Origin of the sequence: Streptomyces sp. NRRL S-378 (genome assembly GCF_000720645.1) — a bacterium.
Lineage (GTDB): Bacteria > Actinomycetota > Actinomycetes > Streptomycetales > Streptomycetaceae > Streptomyces.
Genome location: NZ_JOBX01000042.1, coordinates 33,816 through 51,842, shown reverse-complemented (window position 1 = coordinate 51,842; position 18,027 = coordinate 33,816). Strand labels below are relative to the sequence as shown.

The 18,027-nt window shown below is 71.0% G+C and carries 14 protein-coding genes; 6 read left to right on the top strand and 8 right to left on the bottom strand.

What is annotated here, in order from left to right; translation table 11 throughout:
• Window positions 1-295 precede the first annotated feature (295 nt).
• Both IH80_RS0126200 and metH read right to left on the bottom strand, forming a co-directional pair.
• Window positions 296-997: an HAD family hydrolase gene (locus IH80_RS0126200; RefSeq protein WP_030963762.1), complete on the bottom strand. Its 702-nt coding sequence runs from the start codon at window positions 995-997 to the stop codon at window positions 296-298.
• A 113-nt stretch (window positions 998-1,110) separates the two neighbouring features.
• Complete coding sequence (metH, locus tag IH80_RS0126195) at window positions 1,111-4,623, bottom strand: methionine synthase (RefSeq protein ID WP_030963761.1); 3,513 nt, start codon at window positions 4,621-4,623, stop codon at window positions 1,111-1,113.
• Window positions 4,624-4,897: 274 nt separating this feature from the next.
• Between metH and IH80_RS0126190 the strand changes: the two genes are divergently transcribed.
• The 5 genes from IH80_RS0126190 (at window position 4,898) to IH80_RS0126170 (ending at window position 11,132) form a co-directional block, all read left to right on the top strand.
• Entirely contained in the window at window positions 4,898-5,665 is a 768-nt protein-coding gene (locus tag IH80_RS0126190) for an IclR family transcriptional regulator (protein ID WP_030963760.1), read from the top strand.
• A 314-nt stretch (window positions 5,666-5,979) separates the two neighbouring features.
• Window positions 5,980-6,762, top strand: a complete 783-nt coding sequence (locus IH80_RS0126185; protein WP_030963758.1) for an MIP/aquaporin family protein — start codon at window positions 5,980-5,982, stop codon at window positions 6,760-6,762.
• Between the two features lie 79 nt (window positions 6,763-6,841).
• The gene (gene glpK / locus IH80_RS0126180; RefSeq protein ID WP_030963756.1) at window positions 6,842-8,368 is read left to right on the top strand and encodes a glycerol kinase GlpK; all 1,527 of its coding nucleotides are present in this window, start codon (window positions 6,842-6,844) and stop codon (window positions 8,366-8,368) included.
• A gap of 40 nt (window positions 8,369-8,408) precedes the next feature.
• Complete coding sequence (locus IH80_RS0126175; protein WP_030963755.1) at window positions 8,409-10,016, top strand: glycerol-3-phosphate dehydrogenase/oxidase; 1,608 nt, start codon at window positions 8,409-8,411, stop codon at window positions 10,014-10,016.
• A gap of 126 nt (window positions 10,017-10,142) precedes the next feature.
• Window positions 10,143-11,132 (top strand): PAC2 family protein, encoded by a 990-nt coding sequence (locus IH80_RS0126170; protein WP_030963754.1) that lies wholly within the window; start codon window positions 10,143-10,145, stop codon window positions 11,130-11,132.
• Window positions 11,133-11,280: 148 nt separating this feature from the next.
• Here IH80_RS0126170 and mshC read toward each other — a convergent pair whose 3' ends face one another.
• The 4 genes from mshC to IH80_RS0126150 all read right to left on the bottom strand — a co-directional run bounded on the left by mshC (window position 11,281) and on the right by IH80_RS0126150 (window position 14,868).
• Window positions 11,281-12,510, bottom strand: a complete 1,230-nt coding sequence (gene mshC, locus IH80_RS0126165) for a cysteine--1-D-myo-inosityl 2-amino-2-deoxy-alpha-D-glucopyranoside ligase (protein WP_030963752.1) — start codon at window positions 12,508-12,510, stop codon at window positions 11,281-11,283.
• A 110-nt stretch (window positions 12,511-12,620) separates the two neighbouring features.
• Complete coding sequence (locus tag IH80_RS0126160) at window positions 12,621-13,466, bottom strand: SCO1664 family protein (protein WP_386392504.1); 846 nt, start codon at window positions 13,464-13,466, stop codon at window positions 12,621-12,623.
• 14 nt (window positions 13,467-13,480) lie between these two features.
• Window positions 13,481-14,071: a DUF3090 domain-containing protein gene (locus IH80_RS0126155; RefSeq protein ID WP_030963750.1), complete on the bottom strand. Its 591-nt coding sequence runs from the start codon at window positions 14,069-14,071 to the stop codon at window positions 13,481-13,483.
• A gap of 77 nt (window positions 14,072-14,148) precedes the next feature.
• A complete protein-coding gene (locus tag IH80_RS0126150) occupies window positions 14,149-14,868 on the bottom strand; it encodes a histidine phosphatase family protein (protein WP_030963749.1) in 720 nt (239 codons plus the stop codon).
• Between the two features lie 55 nt (window positions 14,869-14,923).
• Here IH80_RS0126150 and corA point away from each other — a divergent pair, with 55 nt between their 5' ends.
• Window positions 14,924-15,916 carry a magnesium/cobalt transporter CorA gene (corA, locus tag IH80_RS0126145; RefSeq protein ID WP_030963748.1) on the top strand — a complete coding sequence of 331 codons (993 nt, stop codon included), beginning with the start codon at window positions 14,924-14,926 and terminating at the stop codon, window positions 15,914-15,916.
• Between the two features lie 72 nt (window positions 15,917-15,988).
• Here corA and IH80_RS0126140 read toward each other — a convergent pair whose 3' ends face one another.
• Window positions 15,989-16,777, bottom strand: a complete 789-nt coding sequence (locus IH80_RS0126140; protein ID WP_030963746.1) for a hypothetical protein — start codon at window positions 16,775-16,777, stop codon at window positions 15,989-15,991.
• A gap of 193 nt (window positions 16,778-16,970) precedes the next feature.
• On the bottom strand, window positions 16,971-18,020 hold the full coding sequence (locus IH80_RS0126135) for an LLM class F420-dependent oxidoreductase (protein ID WP_030963745.1): 1,050 nt from the start codon (window positions 18,018-18,020) through the stop codon (window positions 16,971-16,973).
• Between the last annotated feature and the right edge of the window lie 7 nt (window positions 18,021-18,027).

Below are 18,027 nucleotides of genomic sequence, written 5' to 3'. Positions count from 1 at the left end.
GGGCCCCCGGACAGGGCCGTCGGGGGTGTGGCGCGTGACCAAGGTCACCCTGCGCAACGGCCCCGAAGGGGATGGAATTTCAGCCTCCGGGGCCTGCGACGGAAGATCCTTCCGTCGCAGCGCACCCTGACCGGGTTCCGTTCGGCACGGAGCGTATCCGAGGCAATCCGGTGCGTGGCAATGCATACCGATGTAGGTCAGTGCATGCCGATGTGTCCGCTTGCGCTGCGTGCACGCCGGCCGGGAGCGCGCCGGGCGGTGGGGCAGGCCGGATCGTCACTCTCGGTAGGCGTTCTCAGTTCATCGGGGCGATGAGGGAGCGCAGGAACGCGAGGTCCACGTCCTCCAGGGACCGGACGACCGTGCGCCCCGGAGCCGGTTCGATGACACCGACGGAGGGGATCGCCACGACCCGGCAGCCGGCGGCCTCGGCGGCCGCCACACCGGTGCGGGTGTCCTCGATGACGGCGCACCGCGAGGGGTGGGCGCCCAGCGACCGCGCGGCGAACAGGTACGGGTCGGGGTGCGGCTTGGTGCGGGGCACCTCGTCGCCGGCGACCGTCATCGTGAAGCGGTCGCGGCCGAGGGTGAGCAGGACCTGGTCGATGACCCGGCGGTGGGAGGCGGAGACGAGGGCGGTGGGCACGTTGTGCCGGGCCAGCTCGGTCAGCAGCCGCTCTGCGCCGGGCATCAGGGGGACCCGGTCGGCGATGCGCGCCTCGAAGCGCTCGTTGAGCAGGACGCTCAGCTCGGCGATGCCGATGGCGGCGCCGGTGGCCTGGATCAGGAAGCCCGCGCTGCGGCTCATCGGGCCGCCGACGACGATGTCGCGCCAGGCGTCCTCCAGCCGGTGCCCGAGCTCCTGGAAGATCTCCGCCTCGATCTCCCACCAGAAGCCCTCGGTGTCCACCAGGGTGCCGTCCATGTCGAGCAGCACCGCCTGCAGGGCCGAACCGTCGGCCGTACGGGCGACCGGGGCGGGAACGGTGCTCGTCATGCGCATGCCTCTCCGAAGGGACGAGAAGGCCGGTCACCTCTTCCTCGGGGCACACCACCCCTCGGAACAGGCGACCGGCCTGTATGGGACCGACAAGTGTACGTCGGCGGAGCTCAGCGTGCGTTGAAATACTTCGCTTCGGGGTGGTGGATCACGATCGCGTCCGTCGACTGCTCCGGGTGGAGCTGGAACTCCTCCGAGAGGTGGACGCCGATCCGCTCCGGCTGGAGGAGGTCGGCGATCTTCGCGCGGTCCTCCAGGTCGGGGCAGGCACCGTAGCCGAGGGAGAAGCGGGCACCCCGGTACTTGAGGTCGAACATGTCCTCGACCTTCGCCGGGTCCTCGCCGCCGAATCCGAGCTCGGCGCGGACCCGGGCGTGCCAGTACTCGGCCATGGCCTCGGCGAGCTGGACGGACAGGCCGTGCAGCTCCAGGTACTCGCGGTAGGAGTCGGACTCGAACAGCCGGGCCGTGGCCTCGCCGATCTTCGAGCCGACGGTGACCACCTGGAGGCCGACGACGTCGGTCTCGCCGGAGTCCTCCGGGCGGAAGAAGTCCGCGAGGCACAGGCGGCGGCCGCGGCGCTGGCGCGGGAAGGTGAAGCGGGTCCGCTCGTTGCCGGCGTCGTCGAGGATGATCAGGTCCTCGCCCTTGGAGACGCAGGGGAAGTAGCCGTAGACCACGGCCGCCTCCAGCAGGTTCTCGGTGTGCAGCTTCTCCAGCAGGCCGCGCAGGCGCGGCCGGCCCTCGTTCTCGACGAGCTCCTCGTAGGTGGCCCCGCCGGCGCGGGCCTGCTTCAGGCCCCACTGGCCCTTGAAGAGGGCGCCCTCGTCCAGCCAGGAGGCGTAGTCCTTGAGCGGGATGCCCTTGACCACCCGGGTGCCCCAGAACGGCGGGGTGGGCACCGGGTTGTCGACGGCCACGTCGGAGCGGCCGCCGGCCTCCTCCGGCTCCTCCACCTGGAGGGCGGGGGTGGCCCGCTTGGCGACGCGGCGCTGCTTGAGCTCGGGCAGGGCGGCCCCCGGCACGCCGCGCTTGACGGCGATGAGGGCGTCCATGAGGCGCAGGCCCTCGAAGGCGTCGCGGGCGTAGCGGACCTCGCCCTCGTAGATCTCGTGGAGGTCCTGCTCGACGTAGGCGCGGGTGAGGGCGGCGCCGCCGAGGATCACCGGGTAGTCGGCGGCCAGCTTGCGCTGGTTCAGCTCCTCCAGGTTCTCCTTCATGATCACGGTCGACTTCACGAGCAGGCCGGACATGCCGATGACGTCGGCCTTGTGCTCCTGGGCGGCCTCGAGGATCGCGGAGACGGGCTGCTTGATGCCGATGTTGACGACGTTGTAGCCGTTGTTGGTCAGGATGATGTCGACGAGGTTCTTGCCGATGTCGTGGACGTCGCCGCGGACGGTGGCCAGCACGATGGTGCCCTTGCCCTCGTCGTCCGTCTTCTCCATGTGGGGTTCGAGGTAGGCCACGGCCGACTTCATGACCTCGGCGGACTGCAGGACGAAGGGGAGCTGCATCTGGCCGGAGCCGAAGAGCTCGCCGACGACCTTCATGCCCTCCAGGAGGGTGTCGTTGACGATGTCGAGGGCGGGACGGGTCCGGAGGGCCTCGTCGAGGTCTGCCTCCAGGCCGTTCTTCTCGCCGTCGATGATGCGGCGCTGCAGGCGCTCCTCCAGGGGCAGCGCGAGGAGCTCCTCGGCGCGGCCGGCCTTCAGGGACTTGGTGTTGACGCCCTCGAAGAGGGCCATCAGCTTCTGCAGCGGGTCGTAGTCCTCGGTGCGCCGGTCGTAGATCAGGTCGAGGGCGGTGGAGACCTGCTCCTCGTCGAACCGGGCGATCGGCAGGATCTTGGAGGCGTGGACGATGGCCGAGTCGAGGCCGGCCTTGACGCACTCGTCGAGGAAGACGGAGTTCAGCAGGACGCGGGCGGCCGGGTTGAGTCCGAAGGAGATGTTCGACAGGCCCAGGGTGGTCTGGACGTCGGGGTGGCGGCGCTTGAGCTCGCGGATGGACTCGATCGTGGCGATGCCGTCGCCGCGGGACTCCTCCTGGCCGGTGCAGATGGTGAAGGTCAGGGTGTCGATGAGGATGTCCGACTCGCGGATGCCCCAGTTGGCCGTGAGGTCCTCGATGAGGCGTTCGGCGATGGCGACCTTGTGCTCGACGGTGCGGGCCTGGCCCTCCTCGTCGATGGTCAGCGCGATGAGCGCGGCGCCGTGCTCCTGGGCCAGCCGGGTGACCTTGGCGAAGCGGGACTCGGGGCCGTCGCCGTCCTCGTAGTTCACCGAGTTGATGACCGCGCGGCCGCCGAGCTTCTCCAGGCCCGCCTTGATGACGGGGACCTCGGTGGAGTCCAGGACGATCGGCAGGGTGGAGGCGGTGGCGAAGCGGCCGGCGAGCTCCTCCATGTCGGCGACGCCGTCGCGGCCGACGTAGTCCACGCAGAGGTCGAGCATGTGCGCGCCCTCGCGGATCTGGTCGCGGGCCATCTCGACGCAGTCGTCCCAGCGGCCCTCCAGCATGGCCTCGCGGAACTTCTTGGAGCCGTTGGCGTTGGTGCGCTCGCCGATCGCCATGTACGAGGTGTCCTGGCGGAAGGGCACGGTCTGGTAGAGCGAGGCGGCGCCGGGCTCGGGCCGGGGGTCCCGCTGGACGACGGCCGTGCCGCGGACCCGCTCGACGACCTGGCGCAGGTGCTCGGGCGTGGTGCCGCAGCATCCGCCGACCAGGGAGAGGCCGTACTCGCGGACGAAGGTCTCCTGGGCGTCGGCGAGCTCGGCGGCGGTCAGCGGGTAGTGCGCGCCCTCCTTGGTCAGGACGGGCAGGCCGGCGTTGGGCATGCAGGAGAGTGGGACGCGGGCGTTGCGCGCGAGGTAGCGCAGGTGCTCGCTCATCTCGGCGGGGCCGGTGGCGCAGTTCAGGCCGATCATGTCGATGCCGAGGGGCTCCAGCGCGGTCAGGGCCGCGCCGATCTCGGAGCCGAGGAGCATGGTGCCGGTGGTCTCGACGGTGACCGAGCAGATCAGCGGGACGTTGACGCCGAGGGCCTCCATGGCGCGGCGGGCGCCGATGATGGAGGACTTGGTCTGCAGGAGGTCCTGGGTGGTCTCGACGAGCAGCGCGTCGGCGCCGCCGGCGAGCAGGCCCTCGGCGTTGGTCTGGTAGGCGTCGCGGATCTGCGCGTAGGTGATGTGGCCGAGGGTGGGCAGCTTGGTGCCGGGGCCCATGGAGCCGAGGACCCAGCGCTGCTGTCCGGTGGAGGAGGTGAACTCGTCGGCGACCTGGCGGGCGATGCGCGCGCCGGCCTCCGACAGCTCGAAGTTCCGTTCGGCGATGTCGTACTCGGCGAGGGCCGCGTAGTTCGTACCGAAGGTGTTGGTCTCGACGCAGTCCACGCCCACAGAGAAGTACGCCTCGTGAACGGAGCGCACGATGTCGGGGCGGGTGATGTTGAGGACCTCGTTGCAGCCTTCGAGCTGCTGGAAGTCCTCCATGGTGGGGTCCTGCGCCTGGAGCATCGTTCCCATGGCTCCGTCGGCGACGACCACGCGGGTCGCGAGCGCCTCCCGGAGGGCATCGGCCCGGGTCTGGGTGTCGGCGGGCGGGTTCGGCAACGAGGCCATGGAGTGCTCCCTGGGATGCGACGGCTGTCGGCTTTGCACCCCCGCTGTGTCAGGGGTGCACGCGGCCAGGGTAACCGCGGGGCACCGGCCCCGGTGTGGGTGTCCCACGTGGCGGACTGCATTCTGTGGCGGGAAGTTGTCAGGGGTGTCCCGTGGGCCGTGCGTCGAACAGATCGTCCGACGGTGCGCGAGGTCGGCATCGACCGATACTGTTCAGCATTGTCGAACCGCGTCAAGATGTCAGTAGTAACGAAGGTCAGCAGGAGGCTGCGCGATGGCACGGAACATCCAGTCGCTCGAACGAGCCGCTGCGATGCTGCGACTCCTGGCGGGCGGCGAGCGCCGGCTGGGGCTCTCCGACGTGGCCTCGTCACTGGGCCTGGCCAAGGGCACGGCCCACGGCATCCTGCGCACCCTGCAGGCCGAGGGCTTCGTCGAGCAGGACCCGGCCTCCGGGCGCTACCAGCTGGGCGCGGAGCTGCTGCGCCTGGGCAACAGCTACCTCGACGTGCACGAGCTGCGGGCCCGCGCCCTGGTGTGGACCGACGACCTGGCCCGGGCGAGCGGCGAGAGCGTGTACGTGGGCGTCCTGCACCAGAGCGGGGTGCTGATCATGCACCACGTGTTCCGGCCCGACGACAGCCGCCAAGTGCTGGAAGTCGGGGCCATGCAGCCGCTGCACTCGACGGCGCTGGGCAAGGTGCTGTCGGCGTACGACCCGGTCGCGCACACCCAGGCGCTGGAGGTCGAGCGCGACGCGTTCACCCCCCGTACGGTCACGGACGCCGTCGGCTTCGAAGAGGTCCTGGGTCTGACCCGGGCGCGCGGCTGGGCCGCGGACGTCGAGGAGACGTGGGAGGGCGTCGCCTCGGTGGCGGCGCCGATCCACGACCGGCGCCGGATGCCGGTGGGCGCCGTGGCGGTCGCGGGTGCCGTGGAGCGGGTCTGCGGAGAGTCCGGGGAGCCCCGTGCGGCCCTCGTGGCCTCGGTGCGCGACTGTGCGCGCGCGGTTTCACGCGACCTCGGCGCAGGCCGGTTCTGACCTCCCTTTAACAGGCTTCGGCCATCACCTGGCACCCTTCTGCCCATTTTTCGCCATATCTCGACCTTGAGATGGCCGGATTTGGCTGATCACACCTACGGGTAACGATCCGACACATTGGCCTGGCCGACCCTTGACGCATTCTTCACCTGGGCGGAAAACTGCCGTTCACCGGTCGACATTGTCGAACACCTACCGGCAATACGCGCTAGGATGCGACAAGGCCAAGGACCGGTGCAGCACTCACCGAGTGCGCGGAACCACCGGAGGGACCCGGTTTCCGCCCACCCCTGGACGTACGTAAGGAGTCGCGGGTGTCCAGCTCCGACATCTTCATCGGCGAGACCATCGGTACCGCCCTGCTCACTCTGCTCGGCGGTGGCGTCTGCGCCGCAGTGACGCTCAAGAGCTCCAAGGCCCGCAATGCGGGCTGGCTCGCGATCACCTTCGGCTGGGGCTTCGCCGTTCTGATCGCGGCCTACGTCTCCGCGCCGCTCTCCGGTGCGCACCTCAACCCGGCGGTCACCGTCGGCCTCGCCGTCAAGACCGGCGAGTGGGGCGACACCCCCGTCTACTTCGCGGGCCAGCTCCTGGGTGCGATGCTCGGCGCGGTCATCATGTGGGTCACCTACTACGGCCAGTTCCGCGCCCACCTGGCGGACCCGGAGCACATCCGCGACGCCAAGCTCGGTCCGGAGGACCCGCACCCGCACGACGTGGCCGGCCCCGTGCTCGGCATCTTCTCCACGGGTCCCGAGATCCGTAACGTCGTGCAGAACCTCGCGACCGAGATCATCGGCACCGCCGTCCTGATCCTGGCGATCCTGACCCAGGGCCTCCAGGACGGCGGCAAGGGCCTCGGTGTCATAGGTGTCCTGATCACGTCCTTCGTGGTCGTCGGCATCGGCCTCTCGCTCGGTGGTCCCACCGGTTACGCCATCAACCCGGTCCGCGACCTCGGTCCGCGCATCGTCCACGCCCTGCTGCCGCTTCCCAACAAGGGCGGCTCCGACTGGGGATACTCCTGGATCCCGGTGGTCGGCCCGCTCGTCGGTGCCGTGCTCGCCGGCGGTCTTTACAACATCGCGTTCGCCTGATCAGCATCTGCAGCGCTCGTAAGATCCGCACCGCACTCCTGATTCCGCCTACTCACCAGACCTGCCAGGAGCAGCCATCATGACCAGCAGCACCGGCCCCTTCATCGCCGCGATCGACCAGGGCACCACCTCCTCCCGCTGCATCGTCTTCGACCGCGACGGCCGCATCGTCGCCGTCGACCAGAAGGAGCACGAGCAGATCTTCCCGAAGCCGGGCTGGGTCGAGCACGACGCCACCGAGATCTGGACCAACGTCCAGGAGGTCGTCGCCGGCGCCATCGCCAAGGCCGAGATCACCGCCGCCGACGTCAAGGCGATCGGCATCACCAACCAGCGCGAGACCACCCTGCTGTGGGACCGCCACACCGGCGAGCCGGTCCACAACGCGCTGGTCTGGCAGGACACCCGCACCGACGCCCTGTGCAGGGAGCTCGGCCGCAACGTCGGGCAGGACCGCTTCCGCCGCGAGACCGGCCTGCCGCTGGCGAGCTACTTCGCCGGCCCGAAGGTCCGCTGGCTGCTCGACAACGTCGAGGGCCTGCGCGAGCGCGCCGAGGCCGGCGACATCCTCTTCGGCACCATGGACTCGTGGGTCATCTGGAACCTCACGGGCGGCGCCCAGGGCGGTGCGCACGTCACCGACGTCACCAACGCCTCGCGCACCATGCTGATGAACCTGCACACCCTGGCCTGGGACGAGAAGATCGCGGAGTCGATGGGCGTCCCGCTCAACGTGCTCCCCGAGATCAAGTCCTCCGCCGAGGTCTACGGCCACGTCAAGGAGGGCGTCCTCGCCGGTGTCCCGGTCGCCTCGGCGCTCGGTGACCAGCAGGCCGCGCTCTTCGGCCAGACCTGTTTCGCCGAGGGCGAGGCCAAGTCCACGTACGGCACCGGAACGTTCATGCTGATGAACACCGGCGACAAGATCATCAACTCCTACAGCGGCCTGCTGACCACGGTCGGCTACCAGATCGGCGACCAGAAGCCGGTCTACGCCCTGGAGGGCTCCATCGCCGTCACCGGCTCGCTCGTCCAGTGGATGCGCGACCAGATGGGGCTGATCAAGTCCGCGGCCGAGATCGAAACCCTGGCCCTCTCCGTCGAGGACAACGGCGGCGCCTACTTCGTGCCGGCCTTCTCCGGCCTGTTCGCCCCGTACTGGCGCTCCGACGCCCGCGGTGTGATCGCCGGCCTCACCCGGTACGTCACCAAGGCGCACATCGCCCGTGCCGTCCTGGAGGCCACCGCCTGGCAGACCCGCGAGATCACCGACGCCATGACCAAGGACTCGGGCGTCGAGCTCGCCGCCCTCAAGGTCGACGGCGGCATGACCTCCAACAACCTGCTGATGCAGACGCTCTCGGACTTCCTGGACGCCCCCGTGGTCCGTCCCATGGTCGCCGAGACCACCTGCCTCGGCGCCGCCTACGCCGCCGGCCTGGCCGTCGGCTTCTGGCCCGACACCGACGCCCTGCGCGCCAACTGGCGCCGCGCGGCGGAGTGGACCCCGCGGATGCCCGCCGAGCAGCGGGAGCGCGAGTACAAGAGCTGGCTCAAGGCCGTCGAGCGGTCCATGGGCTGGGTCGACGACGAAGACGCCAGCTGACCGCACCAGCTGAGTCAATCGACGAGGAGCTGAAAGAGATATGAGCACCCTGCAGAGCGTCCCCGCCCTGGGTACGCACCCGACCGCCGGCGCGAACGCGAGCCGTGCCGAGACCCGCGAGCAGCTGGCGAAGGCCACGTACGACCTGCTGGTCATCGGTGGTGGAATCCTGGGCACCTCGGTGGCCTGGCACGCCGCGCAGTCGGGCCTGCGGGTTGCCATGGTGGACGCCGGCGACTTCGCCGGCGCCACCTCCTCGGCCTCCTCCAAGCTCGTCCACGGCGGCCTGCGCTACCTGCAGACCGGCGCGGTCAAGCTGGTCGCGGAGAACCACCACGAGCGGCGGGTGCTGGCCAAGGACGTGGCCCCGCACCTGGTCAACCCGCTCACCTTCTACCTGCCGGTCTACAAGGGCGGTCCGGTGGGTGCGGCCAAGCTGGGCGCGGGCGTCTTCGCCTACTCCGCCCTCTCGGCCTTCGGCGACGGCATGGGCAAGGTCATATCCCCCGCCCGTGCCGTCGCCGACAACCCCGGTCTGAAGACCGACAACCTCAAGGCCGTCGCGGTCTACTACGACCACCAGATGAACGACTCCCGCGTCGCCGTCATGACGGTCCGCGCGGCCGTCGAGTCGGGCGCCGTCGTGCTCAACCACGCCGAGGTCACCGGCCTGCGCAAGACCGGCGGCCGGGTCACCGGCGCCGAGCTCAAGGACCGCCTGGACGGCACCGAGTTCGGGATCGACGCCCGCGTCGTGCTCAACGCCACCGGCCCGTGGGTGGACCACCTGCGGCGCATGGAGGACAAGCACTCCCCGCCGTCGATCCGCCTCTCCAAGGGCGCGCACATCGTCATGAAGCGCAAGTCGCCGTGGAAGGCCGCCATGGCCACCCCGATCGACAAGTACCGCATCACCTTCGCCCTCCCGTGGGAGGACCAGCTGCTGCTCGGCACCACCGACGAGGTGTACGAGGGCGACCCGGCGGACGTGCGCGCCACCGAGTCCGACATCCAGCAGATCCTGGACGAGGCGGCCTTCTCGGTGAAGGACGCCGACCTCGACCGCTCGCTGATGACGTACGCCTTCGCCGGCCTGCGCGTGCTGCCCGGCGGCCCCGGCGGCGTGGAGAAGGCCAAGCGCGAGACCGTCGTCTCCGAGGGCGCGGGCGGCATGCTGTCCGTCGCCGGCGGCAAGTGGACGACGTACCGCCACATCGGCCGCGTCGTCATGGACAAGCTCGCCAAGCTCCCGGGCAGCCCGCTGACCGAGGACATGGAGCCGGTGAAGTCCCTCGTACGCCGGATCGCGCTGCCGGGTGTCGCCAACCCGAACGCGGTCGCGCACCGGCTGCTGGTCGACCGTGAGCCCGGCACCCGGATGGACCCGCTGACCGCGCGCCACCTGGCCTCGCACTACGGCTCCCTGGCCTTCGACATCGCCCGCCTGGCGAACGAGGACCCGGCGCTGGCCGAGCGCATCCACCCGGACGGTCCGGAGATCTGGGCCCAGGTCGCCTACGCCCGTGACCACGAGTGGGCCGAGACGGTCGACGACGTGCTGCGCCGCCGCACGACGGTGACGATCCGCGGTCTGGACGACGAGTCCGTCAAGGCCCGGGTCGAGGAGATGCTGGCCCGCAAGGCATAGCTCTCACGCAGGTGGGGAAGAGGGGCGGTTCCGAGGGGAACCGCCCCTCTGTCGTGGGCTGTGGCCGGTGTCCCTCCAAGGCTTAGGCTGACCCACGTACGCAAGGAACTTCGGAAGGAGACCTGGGTGATCGAGCTTGAGGGCGTGCCCGAGCTGATCGACCCGGTCATGGTGGCCGCGTTCGAGGGCTGGAACGACGCGGGTGACGCGGCCTCCGGTGCGGTCGCACACCTGGACCGGGAGTGGAAGGGCGAGGTCTTCGCGGCTCTGGACGCCGAGGACTACTACGACTTCCAGGTCAACCGGCCGACGGTGTGGCTGGACAACGGGGTACGGAAGATCACGTGGCCGACGACACGGCTGTCGGTGGTCCGGATCGGCGGGGCCAAACCGCGCGACCTGGTGCTGGTGCGCGGAATCGAACCGTCCATGCGGTGGCGGTCGTTCTGCAACGAGATCCTGGGCTTCGCGCACGAGCTCGGCGTGGAGATGGTCGTCATCCTAGGGGCGCTCCTCGGGGACACGCCGCACACCCGGCCGGTGCCGGTGAGCGGGGTCACCTCGGACGCGGACCTGGCGCGGACGATGGACCTGGAGGAGACCAAGTACGAGGGCCCGACGGGCATCGTGGGCATCCTCCAGGAGGCCTGTACGCATGCGGGGGTGCCGGCGGTGTCGCTGTGGGCGGCGGTGCCGCACTACGTGTCGCAGCCGCCGAACCCGAAGGCGACGCTGGCCCTGCTGAACCGGCTGGAGGACCTGATCGACATCAGGATCCCGCTGGGCGAGCTTCCGGAGGACGCCCGGGCCTGGCAGCTGGGCGTGGACCAACTGGCCGCCGAGGACAGCGAGGTGGCGGAGTACGTCCAGACGCTGGAGGAGGCCCGGGACACCGCGGACCTGCCGGAGGCCTCGGGCGACGCGATCGCGCGCGAGTTCGAACGCTACCTCCGCCGGCGCGATCCGGCGGCGGGCCCCGCGGCCGATCCGGGCGACGGCTCGTACCTGCGGGACACGTCGAGCGGTCTGACACGTCCGCCGAAGCGGAAGCCCGACCCCTCGGGGGACGAGCCGCCGGAGGCCCCGCCCGAGGAGGAGGGCCCCCCGAAGGCGTGAACCGCGCGGCGCCGCGGCGGGGCCCGCGGCTGCGCCCGGACAGGTGGTGCTCGCGCGCAGAACGCCGGCGGGGCTGATCATTCAGCCCCGCCGGCGTTCGATGCGCGGGGTCCGGGGGCGGCGCCCCCGGAACACGGCCCGCGGGCGGCTACAGCGCCACGCCGAGCAGGGCGTCGACCGTGCGGGAGATCAGGCCCGGGGCCGACTCGTCGTCGCCGTCGGTGGCGTTCTGGAGGTCCACCCAGCGGTCCACGGCGGCCAGTGCCGCGGGGGCGTCCAGGTCGTTCGCCAAGGCCTCGCGGACCTCTTCGAGGACCGCGTCCGCCGGGATGCCGTCCGGCCGGGACACCGCCGCGCGCCACCGGTCCAGCCGGGCCACGGCCTCGTCGAGAACGGCGTCCGTCCACTCCCAGTCCGCCCGGTAGTGGTGCGAGAGCAGCGCCAGGCGGATCGCCGCCGGATCCACCCCGGCACGGCGCAGCGCCGACACGAAGACGAGGTTGCCCTTCGACTTCGACATCTTCTCGCCGTGCAGGGCGACCATGCCGGCGTGGACGTACGCCTTGGCCATCGGGAACTCGCCCGTCAGTGCCTGCGCGTGCGACGCGCCCATCTCGTGGTGCGGGAAGGCGAGGTCGGAGCCACCGCCCTGGATGTCGAAGCCCATGCCCAGGTGGTCCAGGGCGATCGCGACGCACTCGATGTGCCAGCCGGGCCGGCCGCGGCCCAGCGAGCCGCCGTCCCAGCTCGGCTCGCCCGGACGCGCCGCCATCCACAGCATCGGGTCCAGGGGGTTCTTCTTCCCCGGCCGGTCGGGGTCGCCGCCCCGCTCCGCCGAGAGCAGCCGCATCGCCTCGGCGTCGAGGTGGGAGACGCCGCCGAAGTGCGGGTCGGCCTCGACCGAGAAGTAGATGTCGCCCTCGAGTTCGTACGCGGCGCCCGCGTCCCGCAGCCGCTCGACCAGCGGCACGATGCCGGGTATGGCCTCGACGGCTCCGATGTAGTGCTGCGGCGGCAGCATCCGCAGGGCCGTCATGTCCTCGCGGAAGAGCGCGGTCTCGCGCTCGGCCAGCTCGGTCCAGTCGTGGCCGTCGCGCAGCGCCCGCTCCAGGAGCGGATCGTCCACGTCCGTGACGTTCTGGACGTAGTGGACCTGCCGCTTGGTGTCGAGCCACACGCGCTGCACGAGGTCGAACGCGTTGTAGGTCGCCGCGTGACCGATGTGGGTCGCGTCGTACGGGGTGATGCCGCAGACGTAGATGCGGGCGACGGGACCGGGGGCGAGGGTGATCGTCCCCTGGGTCGCGGTGTCGTGGATCTGGAGGTCGCGGCCCTTGCCGGGCAGGGCGGGGACCTCAGAAGCGGGCCAGGCATGCATGTGTCGAGCCTAACCGGACGGATGTTCCGGAAACGAACTGGACCTGCACTGTTGTCTTGATCGGCGCTCTTGCGGTCTGGCCGGTTCTGTGCGTACCGCCGATGGCCGGTTCAGACCGGTGGCCACGGGATCGACGGCCACTGCCCCGACGGCTGCGGGTGCTTTCCGGTGCGCAGCATGTGCGCCACCCGCTCCCGTACGGCGGCCAGCTCGGCCGCCGTGATCAGTTCGGCCAGCCGGGTGGCGAGGGGGGCTCCCTCGGCCAGTTCCCCGGCCAGCGCCGTGAGCGCCCCGCGGGCCTCGTCCGTCAGCGGCTCCCCCGCCCAGCCCCACAGCAGGGTGCGCAGCTTGTCCTCGGTGTGGAAGGTCACTCCGTGGTCGATGCCGTAGATCCGTCCGTCGGGCGCGGGCAGCAGGTGGCCGCCCTTGCGGTCGCCGTTGTTGATCACGGCGTCGAGGACGGAGAGCCGGCGCAGCCTCGGGTCGTCGGCGTGGACCAGCAGGGCGGTGCGGCCCTCGCCGACCTCCGCGAAGGCCACCGGCTTCCAGCCCTCACCGGCCTCCTCGCCCTCGACCAGTGCGAGGAGCCCGTCCTCCGGGGAGTCGTCCTGCGGCTGCCGGGACTCGATCCACTGCTGGACCATGCCCTCGCCGTAGGGCCCGTCGCGCAGCACGGTGGCGGGCACCAGGCCCCATCCGGTGGCCTCGGAGACCAGGTAGGCGGCGACCTCGCGCTGGGCGAGGCTGCCGTCGGGGAAGTCCCACAGCGGCCGCTCCCCCTTGACCGGCTTGTAGACGCAGTCGGCGCTCGTCCCGTCGTACGTGACGGTGCACAGCAGGACCGCGTTGGACGCCTCGCGGATCCGGCCGACGACGGTCAGCTCGCCCTTGGCGAGCAGTTCCTCCATGCGTCCCTGCGGGGGCCCCTGCGCGTGTCCCCGCGTGTGTCCCCGCATGTCCCCCTGGCCCGTCACGCCTGGCGCCGGTAGCCGTTCTGGCGCGGGCACACGTGGCCCTCCGGGTCCAGCGGCAGACTGCACAGCGGACACGGCGGGCGGCCGGCGTTGACCACGTCCAGGGCGCGCTTGGCGAAGGCGCGGGCCTGGGCGCCGGTGAGGCGGACCCGCAGCATCGGCGGGCCGTTCTCCTCGTCCTGGAGCAGCCGCTCCTCCGCCTCGGCGAGGTCCTCGTCGGACTCGGCGTCGAGCTCCACCAGGGCCTGGGCCTCGACGATCATCCGCTGTTCCTCGCCGTCCCAGGCCAGGGCCATGGTGCCGACGCGGAACTCCTCCTCGACGGGGACGTCCAGCGGGGCGGTGTCGGCGGCCTCCGTGGGTGCCATGGCCGGGACCGGGGCGTTTCCGCCGGTGCGCCGCACGACCTCGTCCAGCAGCTCGTCCATCCGCTCGGCCAGTGCGGCGACCTGGGTCTTCTCCAGGGAGACGCTGGTGACGCGGGGGCCGGAGGAGGCCTGCAGGAAGAACGTACGGCGTCCCGGCAAGCCGACCGTGCCGGCCACGAAGCGGTCCGGCGGGTCGTAGAGGAACACCTGACGGGGCACGTCCAGTCTCCAAGTCTCGGTGGCGGGGGCGGATCTGCGCCCTTGTGTGGGCCCGTCCACCCTACTGCGCCGTGCGATCACACCGCGCCCGCGCCGCCCCCCACGACGGCGTTCCCGGCGTCCTCGGAATCCTTGTCGGAGGCGACGGGCTCCGGTGCGGCCGGTCGCTTCACGAGGGAGCCGAAGTCCCCGGTGTCGCCCAGCCGGAACACGAACGGGCGGGTCGGCGTGTAGCGGATCGCCGTCACTGAGCAGGGGTCGACGTGGATGCGCTGGAAGAGGTCCAGGTGCATGCCCAGGGCGTCCGCGACAAGCGACTTGATGATGTCGCCGTGCGAGCACATCAGGAAGACGGCGTCGCTGCCGTCGCTCTCCTCGATCCGCGCGTTCCAGTCCCGTACCGCGTCCACGGCGCGCGCCTGCATGGCCCGCATGGACTCGCCGCCGGGGAAGGCGGCCGCCGACGGGTGCTGTTGCACGATCTTCATCAGCGGTTCTTCGGAGAGTTCGGAGAGTTTGCGTCCGGACCAGTCGCCGTAGTGGCATTCGCCGATCCGCTCGTCCGTGTGGAGTTCCAGCTCGGGCCGCGCGGCCAGCAGGGGTGCCAGGGTCTCGCGGCAGCGCTGGAGCGGGCTGGTGACGGCGGCGGCGAGCGGCACGCCGGCCAGCCGTCCGGGGAGCGCGGCGGCCTGCTCGGCGCCGCGCTCGTCGAGGCCCACGCCGGGGGTCCACCCGGCGAGCAGCCCTGCGGTGTTGGCGGTGGACCGCCCGTGTCGTACGAGGATCAGCGTGGCCATGAGGGCCAGCGTAGGCGGTGCCGGACGGGTGCGGGCCCGTCGGCGGAGGGGGAGAATGTTCGGCGTGATTGTCGACTGCGCGCTCTACCGGGACGGACGTCGCGCCGAGGGTCCGAAGGACTTCTCGGACGCCCTGGACGAGGCCCGGGCGAGCGGTGACGCCTTCCTCTGGATCGGCACGTACGAGCCGACCGAGGCGGAGTTCGATCACGTCCGCCGGGAGTTCGGCCTGCATCCGCTGGCGGTGGAGGACGCGCTCAACGCCCACCAGCGCCCCAAGCTGGAGGTGTACGACGACTCGCTGTTCGTCGTGCTGAAGCCGGTGCTCTACGACGAGGCCACGGACACGGTGTCCGCGGGCGAACTGATGCTGTTCATCGGCGACTCCTTCGTCGTCACGGTCCGGCACGGCGAAGGGGCCCCGCTGACCGCCGTGCGCCACCGGCTGGAGCAGGAGCCGGACGTACTGCGGCACGGCCCGACGGCGGTGCTGTACGCGGTGTCCGACGCGGTGGTGGACCACTACATCGAGGTGGCGGCCGAACTGCAGTCGGACCTGGAGGAGCTGGAGGCGGAGGTCTTCGCCCCGAACGCCTCGGACACCAAGAACACCGCCGCCCGGATCTACGGCTTCAAGCGGCAGGTGCTGGAGTTCCGCAGGGCGACGAACCCGCTGCTGGCGCCGATGGAACGGCTCGCCTTCGGCGAGGTGCCGTTCGTCCATGAGCACGCCCGGCCCTTCTTCCGCGACGTCGCCGACCACCTGACCAGGGCGAGCGAGTACATCGAGGGCCTGGACCGTCTGCTGTCGGACGCGCTGGCCGCGCATCTCGCGCAGACGGGCCTGCGGCAGAACGACGACGTGCGGAAGATCTCGGCCTGGGCTGCGATCGCGGCCGTCCCCACGATGGTCGCGGGGATCTACGGGATGAACTTCGACCACATGCCGGAACTGCACCGGTGGTGGGGCTATCCGGGGGTGCTGGTGCTGATGGCGGGCGTCTGTCTGGGCCTGCACCGCCTCTTCAAGCGCCGGGGCTGGCTCTAGGGGTGTTCTGGCTCCAGGGGTCCTGGCTCCAGGGGTGTCCCGGCTCCAGGTGTCCTGGCCCGCCCCGGGCGGTCAGGCGTATTCGGGCGTGGTGAGGGGTGCGCCGCCCAGGGCGTTGCGCCGTTCGGGCATCCGCAGGTCGACCATCCGGTGCCAGCCGCTGAAGCGCTCGTACGCGTACATCCCGCGGATGCCGGCGGCCAGCAGGGCCGCCTTCGGCGCGGGCCAGTGCAGCAGCCGGCCCATGTGGTCCATGACGGCGAGGCTCACGTCGCGGTAGACGGCGATCTCGGCGAGCGCGCTCTCGCGCAGCACCCGCTGGATGGTCCTGCCGTGCCCGGCGCGGGCCAGCCTCAGCAGTTCCTCGTGGCAGTAGGCGAGGTGGTTGTCCTCGTCGTTGCTGATCATGTGGATGGCCTTGCCCACCAGGGGGTGGTCGCCGAAGTACTTGACCAGCATGTCCATCTGGTCGGCGGCGCGCTGTTCGGTGACCCGGCTGTGCGCGAGGTAGACGACGATGTCCTCCTCGCTGAGCGCCTCCTGCCGGCGCAGCTTGTCGTGGGCCAGTCCGATGCCGCGGCGTTCGAGCAGCATCGTGTAGTCGGTCTCGGGCGGTACGGGGACGGCCTGCAGGCCGCGTTTGCGCAGCAGGGCGTGGAAGATCCGGCCGTGCTTGTCCTCGTCGGCGCCGTGCCGGGTGATCTTGGGCGCGAGGTCGCGCATCGCGTCCGGGACCAGGGCCGCGATGCGGGCGTTCTCCCAGCCGCCCTGGGCTTCCCCGCTGGCGGCGATGGAGCAGAACAGCTGGAAGGAGTCGTCGTTGTCGACGATCTCCTGGAACAGGCTGCGGGCAGAGAGCATGCAACGAGTCAAACGCCGCTCCGCGCGGCGGGCAACCGCGAGGTGGCACCACTCGTCCGAATGAACGAACCCCCGGGCCGGGCGCCGTGCGTAACCCCGCGGGCGTCCGGGGCGTTGTTCGCTGTGTCGGCCGTGGCGGGGAAGACCCCCCGAGCCCCCACCACGGCCGCAGAGCCTTCCCGCGGCAGCCGGCTCAGGCGAGGCCCGCGAGCTCCATGGCCTCGGTGCCGGCGCGCAGCGCGGCGATCCGCTCGTCCAGGGTGAAGCCGGCCGGGGCCAGCGTGAGGGTGGTGACGCCGGCCTCCGCGTAGGCCCGCATCCCGTCGGCGATCCGCGCGACCGGGCCGAGCAGCGTCGTCGAGTCGATCAGCGAATGCGGGACGGCCTCGGCCGCACCGGCCTTGTCACCGGCCAGGTACTTGTCCTGGATCTCGGCGGCTTCCTTCTCGTAGCCCATGCGCTGGGCCAGCTGGTTGTAGAAGTTCTGCTTCCGGCTGCCCATGCCGCCCACGTAGAGGGCGGTGTACGGGCGGAACATGTCGGCGAGGGCGGTCACGTCGTCGCCGAGGGCCAGCGGCACGGTCGGGCAGACGTCGAAGCCGTCCATCGTGAGACCGGCCTTCTCCCGGCCCGCCCGGATGTGGGTGAGCGCGGTGGCCTCCAGGTGCTCGGCGGCCGGGAAGATCAGCAGGGCGCCGTCGGCGATCTCGCCGGTCTGCTCCAGGTTCCTGGGCCCGATGGCGGCGATGTAGAGCGGGATGTGCTCGCGCTCGGGGTGCACGGTCAGCTTGATCGGCTTGCCCGGGCCGCCCGGCAGCGGCAGGGTCCAGTGCTCGCCCTCGTAGCTCAGCCGCTCGCGGGACATGGCCTTGCGGACGATCTCCACGTACTCGCGGGTGCGGGCGAGCGGCTTGTCGAACGTGACGCCGTACCAGCCCTCGGAGACCTGCGGGCCCGAGACGCCGAGGCCGAGGCGGAAGCGGCCCTTGGTGAGGGAGTCCAGGGTGGCCGCCGTCATGGCGGTCATGGCGGGCTGGCGGGCCGGGATCTGCATGATCGCGGAGCCGACGTCGATGCGCTCGGTCTGGGCGGCGACCCAGGAGAGCACGGTCGGCGCGTCGGATCCGTACGCCTCGGCGGCCCAGCAGACGTCGTATCCCAGGCGGTCGGCCTCCTGGGCGACGGCGAGGTTGTCGGAGTCCATGCCCGCGCCCCAGTAACCGAGATTGATGCCGAGCCGCATGTGTCGT